This is a genomic window from Winogradskyella sp. KYW1333, from assembly GCF_003335675.1.
GTDB lineage: Bacteria > Bacteroidota > Bacteroidia > Flavobacteriales > Flavobacteriaceae > Winogradskyella.
In genome coordinates this window covers 462,305-481,934 of record NZ_QPHL01000017.1, presented here as the reverse complement: position 1 = coordinate 481,934, position 19,630 = coordinate 462,305, and the positions used below count along the sequence as shown (strand labels likewise).

21 protein-coding genes and 1 tRNA gene are annotated in these 19,630 nt (G+C 32.2%); 7 read left to right on the top strand and 15 right to left on the bottom strand.

Annotation, left to right across the window (positions count from 1 at the left end; translation table 11 throughout):
• Positions 1–22: 22 nt before the first annotated feature.
• The 3 genes from DUZ96_RS12030 to DUZ96_RS12020 all read left to right on the top strand — a co-directional run bounded on the left by DUZ96_RS12030 (position 23) and on the right by DUZ96_RS12020 (position 4,501).
• Positions 23–2,932: an alpha-amylase family glycosyl hydrolase gene (locus DUZ96_RS12030; RefSeq protein ID WP_114302178.1), complete on the top strand. Its 2,910-nt coding sequence runs from the start codon at positions 23–25 to the stop codon at positions 2,930–2,932.
• Positions 2,933–3,033: 101 nt separating this feature from the next.
• Positions 3,034–4,188: a glycosyl hydrolase 53 family protein gene (locus tag DUZ96_RS12025; RefSeq protein ID WP_114302177.1), complete on the top strand. Its 1,155-nt coding sequence runs from the start codon at positions 3,034–3,036 to the stop codon at positions 4,186–4,188.
• The gene (locus DUZ96_RS12020) at positions 4,181–4,501 is read left to right on the top strand and encodes a DUF4174 domain-containing protein (RefSeq protein WP_181855280.1); all 321 of its coding nucleotides are present in this window, start codon (positions 4,181–4,183) and stop codon (positions 4,499–4,501) included. Before DUZ96_RS12025 ends, DUZ96_RS12020 begins: the two co-directional genes overlap by 8 nt.
• 71 nt (positions 4,502–4,572) lie before the next feature.
• Here the strand turns inward: DUZ96_RS12020 and DUZ96_RS12015 are convergent.
• Positions 4,573–4,657, bottom strand: a tRNA-Leu gene (locus DUZ96_RS12015).
• A gap of 108 nt (positions 4,658–4,765) precedes the next feature.
• Here DUZ96_RS12015 and DUZ96_RS12010 point away from each other — a divergent pair.
• Positions 4,766–6,154: a dipeptidase gene (locus DUZ96_RS12010; RefSeq protein ID WP_114302175.1), complete on the top strand. Its 1,389-nt coding sequence runs from the start codon at positions 4,766–4,768 to the stop codon at positions 6,152–6,154.
• Positions 6,155–6,156: 2 nt separating this feature from the next.
• Here the strand turns inward: DUZ96_RS12010 and DUZ96_RS12005 are convergent, their stop codons facing one another.
• Complete coding sequence (locus DUZ96_RS12005; protein WP_114302174.1) at positions 6,157–7,545, bottom strand: M28 family peptidase; 1,389 nt, start codon at positions 7,543–7,545, stop codon at positions 6,157–6,159.
• Between the two features lie 145 nt (positions 7,546–7,690).
• Here DUZ96_RS12005 and DUZ96_RS12000 point away from each other — a divergent pair, with 145 nt between their 5' ends.
• On the top strand, positions 7,691–8,791 hold the full coding sequence (locus DUZ96_RS12000) for a DUF4407 domain-containing protein (RefSeq protein ID WP_114302173.1): 1,101 nt from the start codon (positions 7,691–7,693) through the stop codon (positions 8,789–8,791).
• A 44-nt stretch (positions 8,792–8,835) separates the two neighbouring features.
• Positions 8,836–9,300, top strand: a complete 465-nt coding sequence (locus DUZ96_RS11995; RefSeq protein WP_114302172.1) for a DUF4440 domain-containing protein — start codon at positions 8,836–8,838, stop codon at positions 9,298–9,300.
• A gap of 81 nt (positions 9,301–9,381) precedes the next feature.
• Here the strand turns inward: DUZ96_RS11995 and DUZ96_RS11990 are convergent, their stop codons facing one another.
• Positions 9,382–9,699, bottom strand: a complete 318-nt coding sequence (locus tag DUZ96_RS11990) for a hypothetical protein (RefSeq protein WP_181855279.1) — start codon at positions 9,697–9,699, stop codon at positions 9,382–9,384.
• A gap of 206 nt (positions 9,700–9,905) precedes the next feature.
• Here DUZ96_RS11990 and DUZ96_RS12960 point away from each other — a divergent pair, with 206 nt between their 5' ends.
• Entirely contained in the window at positions 9,906–10,049 is a 144-nt protein-coding gene (locus DUZ96_RS12960) for a hypothetical protein (protein WP_181855278.1), read from the top strand.
• A gap of 48 nt (positions 10,050–10,097) precedes the next feature.
• Here the strand turns inward: DUZ96_RS12960 and DUZ96_RS13250 are convergent, their stop codons facing one another.
• From DUZ96_RS13250 to hemW, 12 genes are all read right to left on the bottom strand, one after another.
• Positions 10,098–10,247 carry a DUF4842 domain-containing protein gene (locus DUZ96_RS13250; RefSeq protein WP_409010773.1) on the bottom strand — a complete coding sequence of 50 codons (150 nt, stop codon included), beginning with the start codon at positions 10,245–10,247 and terminating at the stop codon, positions 10,098–10,100.
• Positions 10,248–10,259: 12 nt separating this feature from the next.
• Positions 10,260–10,535 (bottom strand): hypothetical protein, encoded by a 276-nt coding sequence (locus DUZ96_RS11980; protein WP_114302171.1) that lies wholly within the window; start codon positions 10,533–10,535, stop codon positions 10,260–10,262.
• Positions 10,536–10,655: 120 nt separating this feature from the next.
• Positions 10,656–10,844 (bottom strand): hypothetical protein, encoded by a 189-nt coding sequence (locus tag DUZ96_RS11975; RefSeq protein WP_114302170.1) that lies wholly within the window; start codon positions 10,842–10,844, stop codon positions 10,656–10,658.
• A 638-nt stretch (positions 10,845–11,482) separates the two neighbouring features.
• Positions 11,483–12,193, bottom strand: coding sequence for a LytTR family DNA-binding domain-containing protein (locus DUZ96_RS11970; protein WP_114302169.1), 711 nt, complete (start codon positions 12,191–12,193; stop codon positions 11,483–11,485).
• A gap of 9 nt (positions 12,194–12,202) precedes the next feature.
• Positions 12,203–12,520, bottom strand: coding sequence for an Hpt domain-containing protein (locus tag DUZ96_RS11965; RefSeq protein WP_114302168.1), 318 nt, complete (start codon positions 12,518–12,520; stop codon positions 12,203–12,205).
• Positions 12,521–12,522: 2 nt separating this feature from the next.
• Positions 12,523–14,991 carry a PAS domain S-box protein gene (locus tag DUZ96_RS11960; RefSeq protein ID WP_114302167.1) on the bottom strand — a complete coding sequence of 823 codons (2,469 nt, stop codon included), beginning with the start codon at positions 14,989–14,991 and terminating at the stop codon, positions 12,523–12,525.
• Positions 14,973–15,530, bottom strand: coding sequence for a heme NO-binding domain-containing protein (locus DUZ96_RS11955; protein ID WP_114302166.1), 558 nt, complete (start codon positions 15,528–15,530; stop codon positions 14,973–14,975). The genes DUZ96_RS11960 and DUZ96_RS11955 overlap by 19 nt, the downstream gene beginning before the upstream one ends.
• Positions 15,530–15,940, bottom strand: a complete 411-nt coding sequence (locus DUZ96_RS11950) for a response regulator (RefSeq protein WP_114302165.1) — start codon at positions 15,938–15,940, stop codon at positions 15,530–15,532. The genes DUZ96_RS11955 and DUZ96_RS11950 overlap by 1 nt, the downstream gene beginning before the upstream one ends.
• Positions 15,941–16,699: 759 nt before the next feature.
• Entirely contained in the window at positions 16,700–16,921 is a 222-nt protein-coding gene (locus tag DUZ96_RS13205) for an MmcQ/YjbR family DNA-binding protein (RefSeq protein ID WP_309484655.1), read from the bottom strand.
• Entirely contained in the window at positions 16,918–17,526 is a 609-nt protein-coding gene (locus DUZ96_RS11940) for a DUF4230 domain-containing protein (RefSeq protein WP_114302164.1), read from the bottom strand. The genes DUZ96_RS13205 and DUZ96_RS11940 overlap by 4 nt, the downstream gene beginning before the upstream one ends.
• 44 nt (positions 17,527–17,570) lie before the next feature.
• The gene (locus DUZ96_RS11935; RefSeq protein WP_114302163.1) at positions 17,571–18,320 is read right to left on the bottom strand and encodes a cyclase family protein; all 750 of its coding nucleotides are present in this window, start codon (positions 18,318–18,320) and stop codon (positions 17,571–17,573) included.
• Positions 18,317–19,450 carry a radical SAM family heme chaperone HemW gene (gene hemW / locus DUZ96_RS11930; protein WP_114302162.1) on the bottom strand — a complete coding sequence of 378 codons (1,134 nt, stop codon included), beginning with the start codon at positions 19,448–19,450 and terminating at the stop codon, positions 18,317–18,319. The genes DUZ96_RS11935 and hemW overlap by 4 nt, the downstream gene beginning before the upstream one ends.
• Positions 19,451–19,630: the final 180 nt, after the last annotated feature.

Here is a 19,630-nt window from a genome sequence, read left to right as displayed (position 1 = left end):
TAGCCTTTTTAACTTTTATACTATGAATAAAAATCTCCAATATCAAATAACCTTTGTTTTCTTTTTTAGTATCTACTTAATAAGTGCACAAACTTTTACATGGAATCCTCAATTTTTTAATGAAGATGAGAGCGTTACCCTCACAGTTTCGAATTTTGATCCTTCCGCAGAATGGGGCGTTTCAGAAATTTACTTATGGGCTTGGCATATAGATAAAAACGGTACTCAATTTAATAACCCAACAGCAACAGGAAATGACTTTGGTAATTCTCCAGAAACTGCAAAATTCACCAATAATGGTGACGGTACATATACTTATGATTTTGGTCTACCAACTGATTTTTTCAATAATACTGATATAGCGACAATTGGTTTCCTAATAAAATCCCAAGATGGAAGTAATCAAAGCAGTGATAATTTTCAAGATGTAGGACGTGTAGTTATTGAAATTATCAATCCTTCAACTGATCAAGTTTTCATTAATTCAGGAGATAATTTATCCATATTATCATATATCAATTTTCAAGGTGCAACTACGGTGCAAGGCTCATTTGAAATTTACTTTAATGATATTTTAGTTGATACAGGTAATTGTGGATTCCCGAGTTGCAATGGCCAAATCACTAATATTACAGAATACGGAATTGTCAGAGTTGTAGGTAGGCCTCCTTCTCCTAATAATTCGGAATCTGGAGAAGCCACATTAGAGGTTTTTGTGATACCTACAGTAACGGAAGAAGCACTTCCTTCAGAACTATTAGATGGAATAAATTATGACGCTGATCATACTAAAGCCACTTTAGTTTTAACAGCTCCAGATAAAGATTTTATTCAAGTAGCTGGAAGCTGGAACAACTATACACCAGGTAATAGTGATGTGATGAAAAAAGATCCTTCCTCTGATAAATTTTGGTTGGAACTAAATGGGTTAACAGATGGACAAATAGAAACTTATCAATATTGGGTTTTTGACACAAGTCCTATAGCAAACTCCCCTAGTTTAGTTAAGGTTGCAGATCCTTATTCAACATTAGTTCTATCGCCTTTTGATGATCCATTTATTCTTAATAGTTCTTACCCGAATATTCCAACTTATCCAGAAGGACAAGAGCGAGAAGTCACTGTTTTACAGACTGGACAAACACCATACAATTGGCAGGTACCTAACTTTGTTAAGCCTAATGAAGAGGACTTGATTATTTATGAAGTTTTAGTAAGAGATTTTGATACTAACCGCAACTATCAAGATATTATAGATCGGATAGATTACTTTAAAAATTTAAATATTAATGCTATTGAATTAATGCCAGTTATGGAATTTGAAGGTAACGAAAGTTGGGGTTATAACACAGCATTCCATATGGCATTAGACAAATATTACGGTACACCAAATAAATTCAAGGAGCTTGTAGATGTATGCCATCAAAATGGTATAGCGATTATTTTAGATATTGCTTTTAACCATGCCTTTGGTAGAAATTCATTAGTACGTATGTGGATGGACGATCCAGATGGTGATGGTTGGGGTGGTCCTTCAACTGAAAATCCATACTTTAATATTTTTCCACAACATGCTTTTAGTGTAGGTAATGATTTTGATCACAGTTCTACCTTTACTAGAGACTATGTCAAACAAGTCATAGCATATTGGGTTGAAGAATATAAAATAGATGGATTCCGTTGGGACCTAACTAAAGGATTTACCCAAAACTGTGGTGACGGTACTTATGATGGTGATTTTGATTGTACTCAAAATTACCAGCAGGACAGAATTGACGTGCTCAAAGAATACATTGATCATATATGGGCTATTGATCCTGACCACTATTCTATTTTTGAGCACCTGGGAAGTGAAAATGAAGAAAAAGAGTGGGCAAACTACCGTTTGGCTGAAGGAAAAGGTGTAATGATGTGGGGGAAAATGACAGATCCTTATAATGAATTAACTATGGGTCAAAATGGAAATAAAAATATTGATGGTATTGGTCATGAATCGAGATCAACATTCAATGGCCCACGTGTTGTTGGCTACCCAGAGAGTCATGATGAAGAACGTCTAATGTATAAAAATTTGGCTTTTGGAAATACTAGTAATGGAAGTCATAATGTGCAAGATTTAAATACCGCCTTGTCACGGATGTCTGCACTAGGTGCTGTATCAGTAATGGTACCAGGACCAAAGATGATTTGGCATTTTGGAGAACGCGGTATGGAAAATTCAATTTTCACTTGTAATAATGGCACTACCAACTTCCCAGGTGATGATGGTGATGGTATTGGTGATTGTAAATTAGATACTAAGCCACAACCTCAATGGACAAATAACTGGCTTTCAGATGCCATTAGAGGTCAGATTTATGATGATTGGTCCAGACTGCATGCTTTAAAAATTAATATGCCTGTTTTTGAAGGCAATTACACAATTAATTCAGGAAGCTTCACTCCTCGTATTGATATTTTTGATACGAGTATCCCAACTTCAGAATTACGTAACGTTATCATTTTGGCAAACTTTGATTTAACATCTCAAAACATTAGCACAAGTTTCCCTGGAGGTGTTACTTCAACATGGTATGATTTAATGGATAACACAGGAAGTACAACAGTAGACAATTCAACAACGTCAATTTCAATTCCTGCAGGTCAATTTAGAATTCTTGGTAATCAACCTGTAGCTTCATTAAGTATTGACGATGAGTCATTTACAAAATTTAGTATTTACCCTAATCCTACAGCATCAGCTTTTAGTGTAAATATGAATGTATCCACGATTGAAATTTATGACTTATCAGGTAAAATGGTAAAGAAATTTAATGGTTCATTTACACGTACTGATATATTCGATATTTCTAATTTAAACAGTGGAATGTATATACTTAAAGTTGAAAATAGCAACAATCAATTAATGACAACTAAATTAGTAAAACTCTAATCTCCTTAATTTTATTGATTTTAAAAGGCTTCTATTTTAGAGGTCTTTTTTGTTTAAATTAGCGAAAGTACTAATCAAATAATTTTATAATTCATCATTTAATGCGTCACGCTACTTTCTGTATAATTCAATTATTTGTAGTATCATTTCTTGTTATTTCTTGTGCATCGTGTGAAAGTGAAAATCAAGAAGAGAATAATAACTCTGAGAATGATTCAATAGAATTTTATTTTGGCGCAGACCTCTCATATGTAAATGAATTGGAGGATTGTGGTGCAATCTATAAAGACCAAGATGGCGATGAAAAAGAAGTCTATTCTATATTTGAGCAAATGGGTGCTAATCTAGTTAGATTAAGATTATGGCACAATCCTGATTGGACATATTATTCTAATTATAGTGATGTAAAAAAAGCCATTCAACGTGCTAAAAACGCAAATATGAAAGTTTTACTAGATTTTCATTATAGTGATACTTGGGCAGATCCTTCTAGGCAATTAATCCCGCGAGCTTGGCAAAGTGAGGTTAATAATACTCAGGCTTTAGGTGAACTCCTGTATAATTATACATACAACACCTTAAATGAATTATCCCAGGAGGACTTGTTGCCAGATATTGTACAAGTTGGCAATGAAATTAATACGATGATTTTGCAGGAGGATGAAGAAAATGACCCTTTAGATTGGCAAAGAAATTCACACTTAATTAATAAAGGAATACAGGCCGTACGTGATATTTCTGGCGTAAGAAATAAGAACATCGAAGTGATGTTGCACATTGCACAGCCTGAAAATGGACTATGGTGGTTTGAGGAAGCTACGTCAAATGGTGTGTCAGATTTTGACTGGATTGGCCTATCGTACTATCCTATCTGGTCTCAATATGAACTAAATGAAGTACATATTCCTTTAAGCACTTTAATTAATACATATCATAAAAAATTAATGATTGTGGAGACGGCCTACCCCTTTACCTTAGACAATGCAGATAGTGCGAACAATATTTTGGGAGAAGATGCGCTAACAAATAACTTTCCTGCTTCAGGACAAGGACAACTAGATTATTTAAATCAGCTTTATAACATTGTTAAGACTGCTGGTGGTCAAGGATTGGTTTATTGGGAGCCAGCATGGGTTTCAACTAACTGTTTTACACAATGGGCTCAAGGTTCTCATTGGGATAATGCTACACTATTCGACCATTCGGGAAAGGCTACAGAAGGTATCAATTTTTATACTAACGCATTTGATGAATAAAGGGTCTTGCAATATTGATAGAACTACTTTTATATTGGTGATTATTATTTCACTAATTTCTTCTGTGGAAGTTTTCGGTCAAAATGTAGATGACTATAAATGGAAGAATCGAATTATACTTATAATTTCTAAAAATGAGGATTCAGAAATTTTCAATAAACAAATAAATACTTTAGAAAAGGACCTACAAGAATTAGTAGAACGCAAATTAATTTTATTTAAAATTACGCCTTCAAAATATCAACTGAATTCTAATAAATGGGAAACAAATACTGAGTTATACACCAAAAGGAGATTTGTTTGCCTTAATTGATGGCATGCCTATGCGACGCGTTGAATTAAAAAATAAAAAAGCCTCTCAAAAATGAGAAGCTTTTTCTAACTTGGTGCGGGCGGCGAGACTCGAACTCGCACACCTCGCGGCACTAGATCCTAAGTCTAGCGTGTCTACCAATTCCACCACGCCCGCAAATTAGGATTGCAAATATAAACAATACTTTCAATATTCAAATAGCTTTCAATTAAGAAAATATTGGTGCTGGATTTCTTATTTTTGTTATAAACCATAACAACAATTATGCAATCTATTCAATCATATATTTCGGACAACAAAGACCGTTTTTTAAATGAACTTATCGATTTATTGAAAATACCTTCAATTAGTGCAGATTCTGCATATAAAGATGATGTTTTGAAAACTGCTAGAGTTATAAAAACCAGTTTAGAAAAAGCTGGTTGTGACCATGTAGAAATTTGTGAAACCGACGGTTATCCTATCGTATATGGCGAAAAAATAATTGATAAGAATTTACCAACAGTACTTGTTTATGGTCATTATGATGTACAACCACCTGACCCTCTTGACCTTTGGAATTCACCACCATTTGAACCTGTAATTCAAAAAACAGAACTTCATCCTGAAGGTGCTATTTTTGCACGCGGTGCCAGTGATGATAAGGGACAAGTATATATGCATGTGAAAGCCATGGAATATATGACATCGCAAAATGAATTGCCATGTAATGTTAAGTTTATGATAGAAGGTGAAGAAGAAGTTGGTAGTGCCAATCTTGGGAAGTTTGTGGCTTCAAACAGAGAAAAACTAAAAAATGATGTCATTTTAATTTCTGATACCGGAATGATCGCTAAAAACATTCCATCTATTACAACAGGTCTTAGAGGTTTAAGTTATGTTGAAGTTGAAGTGACAGGTCCTAATAGAGATTTACATTCAGGCTTGTATGGTGGTGCTGTGGCAAACCCTATCAATATTTTAACCAAAATGATTGCTTCACTTCATGATGAAAATAATCATATAACAATACCAGGTTTTTATGATAAGGTAGAAAATCTATCTGATGAAGAACGCGCTGAAATGGCTAAGGCTCCTTTTTCACTAGATGCTTATAAAAAGGCTATAGATATTGATGCTGTTTATGGTGAGAAAGGATACACAACAAACGAACGAAACTCGATACGTCCTACGTTAGATGTAAATGGTATTTGGGGAGGTTATATTGGTGAAGGTGCTAAAACTGTTATTGCAAGTAAAGCCTATGCAAAAATCTCAATGCGTCTGGTACCACATCAAGATTGGGAAGAAATCACAGAACTTTTTAAATCGCATTTTGAAAATATTGCTCCAGCTGGTGTTAAGGTTAAGGTGACGCCACATCATGGTGGCCAAGGTTATGTCACTCCAACGAATTTTGATGGTTACAAAGCCGCTTCCATGGCATATGAAAAAACATTTAGTATGACACCAATCCCTGAGCGAAGTGGAGGGAGTATTCCAATTGTAGCCTTGTTTGAACAAGAACTTGGTAGCAAAACCATATTAATGGGATTTGGTTTAGACAGTGATGCCATACATTCGCCAAATGAACATTTTGGTATTGGAAATTACCTCAAAGGAATTGAAACCATTCCATGGTTCTACAAATATTACACTGAATTAAAAAGCTGATTTTACTCCTTAACTATTTTATAAGAGGAAGATTTTGATTCCGTATTAAAATTTATAAAGTAAACCCCTTTTGGCAAGGATGAGAAATCAACTGTGATATTGGGAAGACTAGAATTGATGACGTTTATCTCCTTACCAGAGATATCATTAATTGTAATTCTTAAATCTGCTTCAAAATAATTTTCAATCTTTAGTAGTGAAGTTACAGGATTTGGATAAACTCTTAATTCATTACTCGCAAATTCATCTGTTGACAATGCCGTAAATGAAACACACGGGCTAACTTCTGAGCAATCACCATTACTAACCTCAACTGAATAATTTCCATCTACAGTTGGTGAAAATGTTTGAGATGTCGCTCCGTTGATTGGTGAATCAGTATCACAGTTATACCACTGATATGATCCAGAGGATTCATTAGAAACTAGACTGGTTGGATTTTCAGTTACCGTATTATCAATTGCTATTAGATTTGCTTTAGTAGCAGTATAGGCCAATACCAACTTTGTAAGTTCGGTCATATACGGTAAATCAATATCTTCAGACCTGTCATTTGATGTATGGTAGTCTGGAGTTTGATCGTTTGTTTCCCAAGATTCACCCACTAAAACTGCCGAATAGCCTTGGTTCCAAAATCGAGAATGATCACTCGCCGTAGTCCCTGGATCTACAACAATTGGGTTTAGGTCAAAGGTATAACTGTTCAAAATATCAAGGAGATCGTCTTTAATAATAATAGAATTTGCCACGTTTCTTACATCAATATCAAAATCATTATCACCAAGCGTTCCTGGTGCATCACCGTCGTAACCAATCATATCCATATTAACTACGGCTAAGATATTATCTCTAGTATTTCCACCAGATTCATCTGCTGCTTGTTGTGCATAAAAGTTAGCACCTAACAAGCCTATTTCTTCTTCATCCCATAATGCATAAATGATTGTGTTATCAGTACATTGGCTTGATAAAATTCTTGCAATTTCAATAACTGCCGCAACACCTGTGGCATTATCATCTGCACAATAGGTCGTTACAGAATCATAATGTGCACATATCATATAAATGTTTTCAGGGTTTGTTGTACCCAATTGTGTTGCTATAACATTTTTTCCTGTAGAATTAAAATTTTGAATCTCAACGCTAAGGTTGGGTAATGCCTCAAGACGTTCCTGAATATATGTTGTTGCCAAGTCATTATTACTATGTACGCGATTCGTTATCGTCTGATTAGTTCCATTAATTATGGCAGCCTCTTCACCGCTCAATTCCTTAATCATAGCATCTAGGTTCGAGGTATTCACCTGATTCATTAAGTCTTGAATAGACTGCGACTGAGCTGAACTTACGCTTAATGTTAATACTATGATTAAAAGTATTGTTCTGTGCATAACTTATATTATTTTTATTGGCATCATTCAAATATAAGCATTTGATCAAATGAACTTATTGACCTTAAAAACTAAATTTCTTCCAAAAGTGTAACATTATCGCATTTTTAGCGTTCTAATATCCTATACATCAATCAAAATCATCATGCTCAAAAATTTCTTTATCCTTTGTTCAGGAGCGGATACCCAAATTTTAGAGGAATGCTCTAGTGGCGAACAAAATAAATATGCAGGTATTGGAGCTACAGTATTCTTTACAGCTTTAATGGCTGCAATCGCTGCGAGTTATGCCCTTTATACCGTATTTGATAATTTATTCACATCCATTTTCTTTGGTTTCATTTGGGGCCTTTTAATTTTTAATCTAGATCGGTATATCATATCGACGATTAAAAATCGTGATAGTGCCATAGATGAATTTCTTCAGGCCACCCCTAGGTTTCTCTTAGCTATTATTATAGCCGTTGTTATCTCCAAGCCTTTAGAATTGAAAATTTTCGAAAAAGAAATCAATCAGGTTTTGTTAGAACAAAAAAACGAATTGACACTGTCTAATCAAAATCAAATAGCTGAACAATACAATCCAAAAATTACAGATTTACAGAGTCAGATTAGTATGCTACAATCAGAAGTAGATACTAAAGAAACAGAAGTCAATGCTTTATATGACACATTCATTTCTGAGGCAGAAGGTACTGCTGGCACAATGTTATTGGGTAAAGGTCCTGTTTACAAAGAAAAACGTGAAAAGCATGATGCTGCACGAGTAGAATTACAGCAATTAAAAACTGATAATAAGGCCAAGATAACGGCTTTAGAAAGTGAAATACTTAGTTTACAAGGCGAATACAAGGCAAATGTTAGCGATTCGCAACCAATTATAGATAATTTTGATGGTTTAATGGCACGTGTCAATGCTTTAGGCGAATTACCATGGTTACCCTCATTTTTTATTTTCTTGCTGTTTTTAGCTATTGAAACCTCTCCCATTTTCGCCAAACTAATTTCATCAAAAGGTGAATATGACTTTAGGCTAGAAGATGTAGAGACTACCGTAAAAACTTGGACCATTCGAAAGGTTGCAGAACGTAAATTGCTTCTTAAAACCGATAATGATATTAACAACAAGGTATATACAGAAATCGCAGACGAGGAAGAGGTAACGAACTATAAGCGCAAAAAAGCGCGAGAACTTATGCAACTGCAAGCCGATTCATTTTTTAAAAATCAAAAATCTGCACTTTAAGTAATTAGTTGTTATTTTTAGGATTGAAATAAAACTTCAATCTTATGAAATTACTCTACAGTCTTCTTATTACATTATTATTTACAAGCTGTATTAGTGTAAAAGCTGATATCAACTCTACTGCTGAAGAATCTACAGACTATGAACTAGCCGAAGCCGGTATTAGACTTGTATTAGAGAAGCAAGTAACTGCATGGAATAAACATGATCTCGAAGGTTTTATGGATGGTTATTGGAAAAGCGACCAATTAAAGTTTTATGGTGCAAGTGGCTTAACATTAGGCTGGGATCAAACTTTAGCAAACTATAAAAAGAGATATCCAACAAAGCGTGAAACAGGAACTCTAAACTTTGTTATTAATGATATTTCTATAATTGAAGGCAATAACTATTGGGTAATGGGAGAGTACCATTTAAAGCGTGAAATAGGTGATGCAGAAGGCATATTCATAATAATTTTTAAACAAATAAATAGAGAATGGAAAATAGTTGCCGATATGTCTTGCTAAAAAATAAAGTGCAATAAAGCCACTTATCTGTCACCAAAAGCGGACTGTACTGCACTTTACATTTAAAAAGCTATAAATTAATTAGGCAGCAACAATAGAACCCGTAGGTAATGAAGCTGTATTTGTTTGTTCTTCAGATTTAAAATGATCGTATAATTCTTTACAACCTAAACCGATAATTGATAATTTTTTTGATCTATTAATGGATTCATTATGAAGTTTTGCGAGAGCCATGACACCTGCTCTATCAATACTTTCAATTTGCTCGATATTAATGATAACATCATCAAGCTTATGAAATATATTTGAGAAGTGAGTATTGAACGTCTTCAAACTTAATTTGTTTAAAGTCCCTTTGATTCTATAGCGGTTATTGTAACTAGTAATTTGTAAATCCATAATACATAATTGTTAATTCATTAATATTAATTTAGGGCTATTAATCAGTAAATTCGGTGCTAATAATCTTTCGAGGGAATACTTAAATATCGTAATAATTTAAAAAGGGAGTAGGATAAAATCGACAAACTGTAATATTGATTTGATTAGTTGAGTAAGCATACCGTTTTTGTCGATAAACTGCACATACAAGCAATTGATATTTTATGAAATATAATTACAAAATAACACTTTTTACTATCCTTGCCTTAATTACAATTTATGGTATCGCAACTGGCAAGTATTTGTTTTTAGTATTCATTTTTCCTTTAGGATTTTTGTTTAATAAAAAGACCAAGGATAAAGATTAATCTTATAAATTCTATATTTCAGTAAAAATATTTTTCAAAAACAAACAATTAATCTTTTAGTAAATTAACATTTCTATTTCCTGGATTATCCTCGTACCAATCTTTATGATTATTACCTCTAGAAGTAGCCCAATCATTAAAAAAGTTATTGGCATCATAAATTCTTACTGATTCCTTAGGTTCTTCGAAATCATGAATTATACTTAATGCCTAAGGATAACCAATATCGGATATATAATTACCATCAGCATCTACATGCATTCCACTAATTTCTACTAAATTTTGACCCAGATGAGTTGTTGTATTATAAGGACGGTGAATTTCATACTCTCTTACTTTATTAGCCATTAAAAATGGTTTGAATGGAGACTCACCGAGCTTCGCCGTGCTTGTATGTTCCAATAAATTATCTGAGTTCAATAATGCTATTTCTTTATGATTTAAAGCCACATGATTAAAGTCATAATCACCACCAGACGGCCACAAGTCTTCAAATACAAAACTACCCTTACCATATTTTCTAGGAGTAAAAACTTCATAAGCTGCATCAGGATCCTTTGGATAAGTATCATCATTATCAACAATACCATCACCATCAATATCAGTTTAATTGGGGTCATTTGAAAAAATTCTAAAAGTGGTTAAATCATTAATTGTTCTTCCAAAATCATTTTTGTTGTTTGCGTTAATGCCATATACATATTCCCAGCCACCTGTTACTGCATCCATTATGATTAAATCTGAACTCGAACCATTATTAGCCAACCATAAATCTTGATTAGAATCAAATGTCATAGAAGTGGGATAAAAAGGTAAATTATCCCCACAAATCCGAACACTATCATATTCATTATTCTCGTTTAATTATAGCCTATATAAACCTTAAAAAGAGCACGGAAATATTGTCCCATCTGTAACTCATCCAACGTATCCACTACCTACTATTGCAATTTTCATAATTAAATTATTTTATGATTAATTTTTAGACAAACTTAGATTCGATGAAACTTTTTGTTTGTCAAATTTCGACAGACAAACAATTAGTATAGACGAATGAGCATTTATATTTTGTTTTGTGAGAATAAATTAATGTTCATTTCACAAATCAATGCCGATAGCGTGTATTGAATAAAAATCCAGTTTTAAAACAATAAAGAAAAATATTACCTCAGTAAAGAAAGTTAGTAATATTAAAAAGCTTGGAAAATCTGAGGGTAGTAAAAACCAAATCTGGTCTGAAAGTTAAATACTCTTTATATAACAAATTAAACCAAAAAGGCTATAGATTTCTCTAAAGCCTCTTTTTTGCTATTAATACCATTCTCAGGAAAATAAGTTTAAATTTAAATGAAGTCTTATAATTATTTTCTGGTATTAGATGTTTGACCTTTACATATCGATGGTTTACCTTTAAGTGTCGACTAATGGTAATTCTACAGTAAATTTAATCGCTTCATTAACTCTGGTCGCTTAGAACGACTAACAGGAATTACGTCTTTTTTAATCAATACACTGTTATCCTCAATATCAATAATTTTATCTACATTAATTATGTAAGAACGATGTACTTTGAGAAATAGATTACCCGGTAACTTCTCCTCTATTTTTTTCAAAGAAGAATGAACAGTATAGTTTTTGTTTTCCGTTTTAACATGAATATAATCTCCTTTTGCCTCCACAAGATAAATACTTGTTACGTCTATTTTTATTAGACGCCTATCAATATTTACATAAAGGTCATTTCCAGAACTGGTTTCTACCTTTCCTGATGCAGTTTTGACTTTAATTGCGGATTTAATTGATTTTGCTTTTTCAATAGCCTTCATGAACCGGTCCAAGCCAACTGGTTTTATGAGATAATCTACAATACAATCATACTCAAAAGCTTGGATTGCAAAATTAGAATCAGACGTTGTTAGAATAATTTTTGGAGGATTTTTTAAAGAATCAATGAAATCAAAACCTGTAAAATCTGGCATATGAATATCTAAAAAAATAAGATCTACATCGTTTTGGTTTAAATACTTTATAGCTTGAATTGCATTAGGAAATTCTTCTAGAACAGTTAATTCTGTAATGTTAGTGCAAAGTTGCGATATGATAGCTCTTGCTGTAGCCTCATCATCAATAATAATAGAATTCATAAAGTTAAATTAAAGCGTCTCTAAAAAATCAGTTATAATTTGTAAAACATCCTCAAAATCCTTTTGTCCCACTGTTTTATTGTCAATTAAATTATTTTCGTAATTGACTGTAAGCCTATAACTTTTTGCAAGTCCCAAAATACTAATTTTATGTTTAATCTTATGCACTTTTTCGGCAGCCCGTTTATAATCTCCGACCTTTAGATAATTTAAATATTTTTTCTTTTCAGTTGGAAATTCATTTTTGATTATCTGTATGAGTTTTTGCTCAAATTCTTTATTTCCACCAGACATACTGCAGATATATGATAAATTAGGTTTTTCCATTTCTATTTTTTTATTGAAAAATGAAAAGTTGAGCCAATACCTAATTCACTTTCCAGCCAAATCTGCCCGTTGTGTAAACCAACTATTTTCTTGACCACAGATAAGCCTATACCTGTTGAATCATGTCTTGTTTCAAGCGAGTGAAATAATTTAAAAACTTTATCATGATATTTTTCATCAATTCCAATACCATTATCTGATACAGAGAACAGGTAGTGACTTGATGTTTCGTCAGTATTAATTTTTATTATACCTTCCTCCTTATCATTATATTTTATTGCATTACTTATTAAGTTTATAAAAACTTGTTGAATTTTGGTTTTATCTCCATTAATAATTGGAAGATCTTTACTAATATGGATTTTGATATGTTTTGGAATAAATAATATCTTTAGTACATCATCAACTAATTCTTGAGAACTAAAAATTTCGTTTTGCCTGTTAATCTCTGATACACTTGAATAATTAAGAACATCTGTTATCAATTGCTCCATTTTTTCGAGAGTGATTTCAATTAAGGATAAATTTTTAAGACTAGTTTCATCCAAATTATCATTATTATCTTCTTTTAACCAAGCAATAAGAGCATCAATACTTCTTAATGGAGATTTAAGATCATGAGACACTACATGTGCATATTCCTGAAGCTCATTATTACTATTAGTTAATTGTTTTAGCAACTCCTTATTTATAGCCTCTGCTTTTTCTCTTTTTCGTATATTCACAGCTGTTTCTAACTGTATTCCGACAATACTAGCTACACTTTCTAAAGTTTTTAAATGCTCAGAATTAAAATAGTTTTTATCTTCATATTCTGAATCGATAACACCGATTACTTTATTGTTTCTTATGATTGGCACAGTAATCTCAGACATTCTTAGTTTATCATCGGTTATATAATTTGGGTCTTTAGTTGTATCTCCTATTAATTCTGATTTCCCTGTAACAGCTACACGTCCAACTATTCCTTCTCCAATTGGTATAGTCAATTTATTAACTATATTTTTAGATTTATCTATTTTATTACCATATGCCGCAATTTGTTCTAAACAATTCTTTTCCCAATCAACAACATAGATAATACAATCACTGGATTCTAGATAATTTGCCAAAATATTAACAATTTCCCAAGCGATTTCATTTATATCAATTTTACCTAAAATTGAAGTGGTTAGATTATTTAACATCTTAAATATTAAAGACTTATTTCTTTCATCTGTAATATCCTCAATAAGTGCTATGTGGTAAGGTAAATTTCCTGGACCTTTAACACTAGTAACGATTGTTTTTGACCATATTTTAGAACCATCCTTTTTTAAATATCTTTTGTTTAAAGTAAAATTGTCCAATTCACCCTTTTCCATACGAGCTACATAACTCTGACTTTTAAGTCTATCTTCTTCCGTAGTAATGGATAAATAATGACTGCCTTCTAATTCTGATTGTTCATAATTAAGCATTTGAGCAAATGTTGAATTACATTTCAGAATAGTATCATTTCTACTGAGTACAATACCCATAGATGCATTTTCAAAAATAATATCCAATTGCTCTGTTTTTTGTTGTAACAAATCCAAATTACTCCTCGCTTCAGTTAGATCAAAATGAATACCTATAGATCCTACAACCTCACCTTTATCATTATAATTAGGTGCTCCACTAACCAACCATTGTTTCAATTCACCACTTTTTGTTGTAATCTCGATCTCAAAAGAATCTGATTTACCAGAATATCTCTTTTTAATCTTCTTAGCCATCTTAATTTTAGCCTCCTCATCTAAGAAAATATTCGAACACTTACGACCTAATAATTCATGCTCCTCATAGCCCGACATATCCTTAAAACTTTGATTTACCATCAATATTTCATCATTGTTATTAACCTCTATTAAACCTAAATTCATATTAGCAATGATACTGCTATACTTTTTTCTTTCATATTCAATTAAATTTTGGTATTTGTTTTCAGATGTTATATCTCGCACAATTCCTTGTGCTCCAACTGCTTTCCCATTTTCATAGATTGTACTTAAATTTATATGTACTAACTTATGCTCATTTGAATTTGTAATTATATTAATCTTCAAATCTTTTACAATTCCTTTTTTTAGTAGTGTTTTAAAAGTTGGTTTAACTAAGTGAGCATCACTAGGAGAGACTAATTCCAATAATTGACCCTCATCTTTTTTACTCCTAAATCCCAAAAGACTAACAGCACTTTGATTCATCTTGATAATGTTACCCCATAGATCCATAATAACGTAAGCATCTGCAATACTTTCAAAAACTCCCTGTAATTGTGAAGAGGTTTGTGAATATAGTCCTTCCAACTCCTTATATGAAGCCTCTAATAACTTATTAGCAGAATAAAGTTCAGCAGACTTTGCCTCTAGAATTTCTTCAGCTTGTTTCCTTGACCTCCGCTCACGCTGAAGTGCACGTTTTAGAATGTCTATTGTATTCTGGTCCATGCCTTCTTTTCAATGAAAAACCGTACTTCTGTACCTTTATCATTCAATTTTTCAAAGTCAATCTGTACTGGTACATCAAACAACTTAAAGGTTTCATGCATTAAGCCTTTACTAAGCATATATAAAGCTCTATCAGACCTGTAAACTATAGTCATTTTATCCTTACTATAATCTTCTACAACGAAAGTAGGTAATTCAGCATCAGGGTATATTTTTTTCACCTCTATGTGGATATGATTCTCAATAGAGGCCAATAGGGTCATTGGGTCAGCATAATGACTTATCAGGTCAGGGTAAGATTTTACTAAAGCATGAAACAAATGCTCAGCATAAACCAAAAGTAAATCATCAATTGACAGACTTGTATTATGGCTAAGATGAGTCATTAACTGTAACATCTCCCCAAAATCATACGTGCCCACTGCAGTATATGCCCCAGCAGATTTCAACTCAGACTGAGCGATAATTTTATCGACCATACCAATACCAAATTTCTTTTCAACGAGATCTAAAAATTCAGTAAATATTATACCTTTCATTATGTTTTAATCAATTCATTTATACTCCAATATGCCAATAATTTATCAATTTTAGAAACATATTCTTCATATTTTAAAGGTTTCGACACGTAACCTGCAATTCCAATTTTATAACACTCCAATAAATCACGTTGGTTGCTTGATGTAGTTACAATAATTATTGGTATATACTTGAGGTTCTCATCTGACTTAAGAATCTTTAAAAAATCAACGCCATTTATCTTAGGCATATTTAAATCTAACAAAATAATATCAGGTAAATTATCTTTATATTGTAACTTTTGCAACGCCTCTTCTCCATTATTTGCCTTTTCAATTTTATGATTGAGCCCAAGTGATTTTGTTGCTCTGTCTAGTTTCATAACTTCAATCATATCATCTTCTATTAGCAAGATATTTAAATTTTTCATAATAAACTGTTGAATTGGTTCATCTAATTTAACTTAAAGGAGTCAAATTACCATTAACATTCGATTATTGGATTTTTAGTGTCGTTGTATAGTAACCGGATGCCGATAAGTAATTACAAATAAAGACATTTTTATGGGGCTTTTGTTTCTGATTTACTAAGCAACTTTACTAACTTGAGAACAGATAATTGAATTTTCATTTTATTTAGTTCAAATTCTATTAAAACTTTTTTATTCAATATTGTTGTTTCGGAAGTTTTTATGCACTGTTCTAGTTGGTATATAAAATCTAAATGCCTTAAAATTTTAATTAATTTAGTACTTGAATGAAGATTTTGACTATAACATATTCTGTGATGGTTTTTGTCGCATTTTTCTATAAATCTTTTGATTTAATCACCTAACTGTACATCCTAATAAAAAAGCCTCTATTGCCAGTCATTTTAATTCATAAACGATATTATAACAAAAACAGATTTAGCTTTCTAGAGTTAAGAGATTAATTAATTTTCGTTAAACAAATCTAATGTTGAACTACCCCGATATTTGTAATTTTCGTTGAATCAACAATTGAAATCGTTATTTGTCAACTAACCTTCTTTTAAAAAATTTAGGTAAGTAAAATAAATTATCTCTATCCTTTTTGGAAAGCTTTTGTAAAATCATATCATAAGAATGATCAATTAAATCAAAGATGAGTTTCTGTGGTAGTTCTCCTGTATAAATGTATACACTATTCCACTGTTGTTTATGTATATGTTAGCCAGGTTTAATACTCTCAAATTCAGCTCTTAATTCTTGTGCATACTCCGGGTTGCATTTTAGATTAATAAAGGCCTCTCCCTTTTCCCATTTTAACAGTGACGCCAAAGCAAACATTTTATTACAGACTTTAAAAACTAGCACATCATCATCAAAAGGAAAGTGCTCAGTCACCTCCTTTTTTGCGATGCTATAATCTCTATAATCTTCTATATTCATTTTAGGAGTTTACTATCCTTATTTTCTATTTTTATAGCCGAATAGTCCAAGGTCCAACCAATGGTCTGTACCAAGTTTTCTATAAGTTGAATGGCTTCTAATGCTTCCTTTCTCGCAACATTGTAAAGACCACTTTCAGGTACTTTTTCTCTGATATGTTCCTTGGCCTGTGTATGCAATTCTGTTAGATCCGAAGCATTAAACTTATTGAACATACCATCCTTCTTATCATAATAATTTATATCACTTTCTATAGACAATACCTCTGGCTGAGGAAAGTGTGAAAGCACAACTGTTTTAGTCTTAGTATTAGTAGCCATTTTAACCTTGCTAAAATCAAAACCTACGTGTGCTTTTGCATTTATTACTACTAGTGCTTTCTTCTTACTAGAAATAAGTTTTAGAAACTTCTCTTTTACATCCTCGTAATGATAAATTTCTGCGAAATCACCTTCTACGGTAATAAATTTACAGACACGTTTTACTTTATCTAAGAGCAACAAAGATTGAGCGTTTGTTATGCGCTTTGACCGCCATTGCCTATAAATTGTAACAATGCCTAAGGTTACTAATATGCTAATGATTATTATTAAAAATGTTTCCATATATAATGATTAGGACACTTACTTTTAAGGTATCGTCACATTTGTTATTCTAAAATTTTATATAAGATAGGTTTGCTTGGAGAAGCGTCATTATCAAAAGGTGCAATTTGTAAATTAAGCATATAAATACCATCTTCTATCTTATTAGAAACGTAGATAAACTCAGTAATAGTGGCGTCTTTTCTTAACCTTCCATTAGTGTTCCAAAACACATTATGACCTCTCAATTCACCACCATTCTCTTCTTTATCTATACTTGGCAAATCAAAAAGTAGATGTTTAATTCCTTTACGCACCAAAAGTTTTATAGCATCTTCTTCAAAATAGGTCCAATTTGTATGTGAATATTGTTTAGATGTTTTTTCCCTAGTATTTGGTAAAGTTCTAACAATTATCGCATCACGCTTCTTATTGCCTATTGCAAATTGCAATTGCTTTGCTGAAATTACATAGTCCTCATCTTTTTTTTCTGGTGCTACGCTAATTAATTCAGCTAAAAAGAAGAATTGTTTTAAATGTTCATTTATTGAATATTTTTCTTTAGTAATATGCCCAACTGTCTCCGTATGAGTACCATGAGAATGAGGATTAAAAGTGATCGTATTAAAATTTACCGAAGCACCTTCTTCTACACTAATTGTGGTACCGTTATATATTTCTGGTGCTATTTTAGGTGGTCCAATATACCAGGCATTTACATTTTTATCACTTGATTGTATTGGTATAGAAATATCTAATGGTTGGGTTAGATCAATTTTCAGTTTTCTAGAGTTGAATAGTATTTGTGCAATCACGCTAAGTTTAATTTAAATAATTCTGATGAAATTCCATCACTCAGAAATTGTCCTTTTCGGGAGACACGTATATGCCCATCATCAATATACAACAAATGTTGATTTATAAAAATATCTGCTCGCTCAATTAAATAGTCTTTAAATAATTTTCCAAAATCTTCCTCGACCTTTTTTAATGAAACGCCCCAAATAGTCCGTAAACCGGTCATTATATATTCATTATAGCGATCAGTTAAGGTTAATATTTCAATTTCTATTGGAAGCTCATCCTTATTTAATGCGTTAATATATTTGGTGTTGTTTCTTACATTCCAACCTCGCTGAGTCCCATTAAAAGAGTGTGCCGACGGACCAATACCTAAATAAGATTTTCCCTGCCAATAGGCAGAGTTATTTTTACTGAAAAAACCTTCTTTCCCAAAATTTGACAATTCATAATGAACAAATCCCCTCTCTTCTAGTTTATCTTTTAATATCAAAAACTGTTGGTGTGCCTGTTCATCATCTACATCTTCAATTATTCCTTTCTCTATAAATGATGCTAATGCAGTTTTTGGCTCAACTGTGAGTGCATAGCTGGAGATATGAGATATTTCAAAATTTAGTGCTATTTCAATGTTCTTTATCCATTGCTCGTTCGTTGCACCTTGAATACCGTAAATTAAGTCTATAGAGATATTACTAAAATACTTTTTTGCCACTTCAATGCAGCTTCTTGCTTCATCGGCATTGTGTGCTCTATTCATTAGTTTAAGGTCTTTTTCGAAGAAAGATTGGATTCCAATGGACAACCTATTGATTGGGCTTTTTGATAATTCAATTATTCGATCTTCATGTAAATCATCAGGATTGGCTTCTAATGTAATTTCTGGGCATGAAATAACCTTATAATTTTCATAAACCGAATCAATTAATAATTGTAACTCCTCATTAGAAAGAATTGACGGTGTACCTCCACCAAAATAAATGGTCTCAATAGGTGTTTCCTTTAATTCATCCTTGCGCAGTTTTAGTTCTTTTATAAGTGCACTAATAAGTGTATTTTTCTTTTTTAATGACGTAGAAAAATGAAAATCGCAATAATAACATGCCTGCTTACAAAAGGGAATATGGATATAGATACCAGCCATTAAGTTAAATTAAACTTTATCGAGGATTGAATTGCGGTTTAAACCTTTTTTTAAAACAAGTCTTCTTTTGAACGCCAGATGAAATAAGTAATCAAAACAACCAAAAAAAGCGATAATAATAAACCAAACATATTTGTTCTTTTTCCCCTTAAATCTGGATAGGTAAAACTCTCTCGCGAC

Bases quoted from the DNA above. Each gene is read 5' to 3' on its own strand.
- DUZ96_RS11940 (WP_114302164.1), bottom strand. From the start codon at position 17,526: ATGGAAACATTTTTAATAATAATCATTAGCATATTAGTAACCTTAGGC.
- DUZ96_RS13205 (WP_309484655.1), bottom strand. From the start codon at position 16,921: ATGAATATAGAAGATTATAGAGATTATAGCATCGCAAAAAAGGAGGTG.
- DUZ96_RS11965 (WP_114302168.1), bottom strand. From the start codon at position 12,520: ATGGAAAAACCTAATTTATCATATATCTGCAGTATGTCTGGTGGAAAT.
- DUZ96_RS12005 (WP_114302174.1), bottom strand. From the start codon at position 7,545: ATGCACAGAACAATACTTTTAATCATAGTATTAACATTAAGCGTAAGT.
- DUZ96_RS12030 (WP_114302178.1), top strand. From the start codon at position 23: ATGAATAAAAATCTCCAATATCAAATAACCTTTGTTTTCTTTTTTAGT.
- DUZ96_RS12000 (WP_114302173.1), top strand. From the start codon at position 7,691: ATGCTCAAAAATTTCTTTATCCTTTGTTCAGGAGCGGATACCCAAATT.
- DUZ96_RS12960 (WP_181855278.1), top strand. From the start codon at position 9,906: ATGAAATATAATTACAAAATAACACTTTTTACTATCCTTGCCTTAATT.
- DUZ96_RS11955 (WP_114302166.1), bottom strand. From the start codon at position 15,530: ATGAAAGGTATAATATTTACTGAATTTTTAGATCTCGTTGAAAAGAAA.
- DUZ96_RS11990 (WP_181855279.1), bottom strand. From the start codon at position 9,699: ATGGATTTACAAATTACTAGTTACAATAACCGCTATAGAATCAAAGGG.
- DUZ96_RS11950 (WP_114302165.1), bottom strand. From the start codon at position 15,940: ATGAAAAATTTAAATATCTTGCTAATAGAAGATGATATGATTGAAGTT.
- DUZ96_RS12025 (WP_114302177.1), top strand. From the start codon at position 3,034: ATGCGTCACGCTACTTTCTGTATAATTCAATTATTTGTAGTATCATTT.
- DUZ96_RS11995 (WP_114302172.1), top strand. From the start codon at position 8,836: ATGAAATTACTCTACAGTCTTCTTATTACATTATTATTTACAAGCTGT.
- DUZ96_RS11970 (WP_114302169.1), bottom strand. From the start codon at position 12,193: ATGAATTCTATTATTATTGATGATGAGGCTACAGCAAGAGCTATCATA.
- DUZ96_RS11960 (WP_114302167.1), bottom strand. From the start codon at position 14,991: ATGGACCAGAATACAATAGACATTCTAAAACGTGCACTTCAGCGTGAG.
- DUZ96_RS12020 (WP_181855280.1), top strand. From the start codon at position 4,181: ATGAATAAAGGGTCTTGCAATATTGATAGAACTACTTTTATATTGGTG.
- DUZ96_RS11975 (WP_114302170.1), bottom strand. From the start codon at position 10,844: ATGACATTTGATTCTAATCAAGATTTATGGTTGGCTAATAATGGTTCG.
- DUZ96_RS12010 (WP_114302175.1), top strand. From the start codon at position 4,766: ATGCAATCTATTCAATCATATATTTCGGACAACAAAGACCGTTTTTTA.
- hemW (WP_114302162.1), bottom strand. From the start codon at position 19,450: ATGGCTGGTATCTATATCCATATTCCCTTTTGTAAGCAGGCATGTTAT.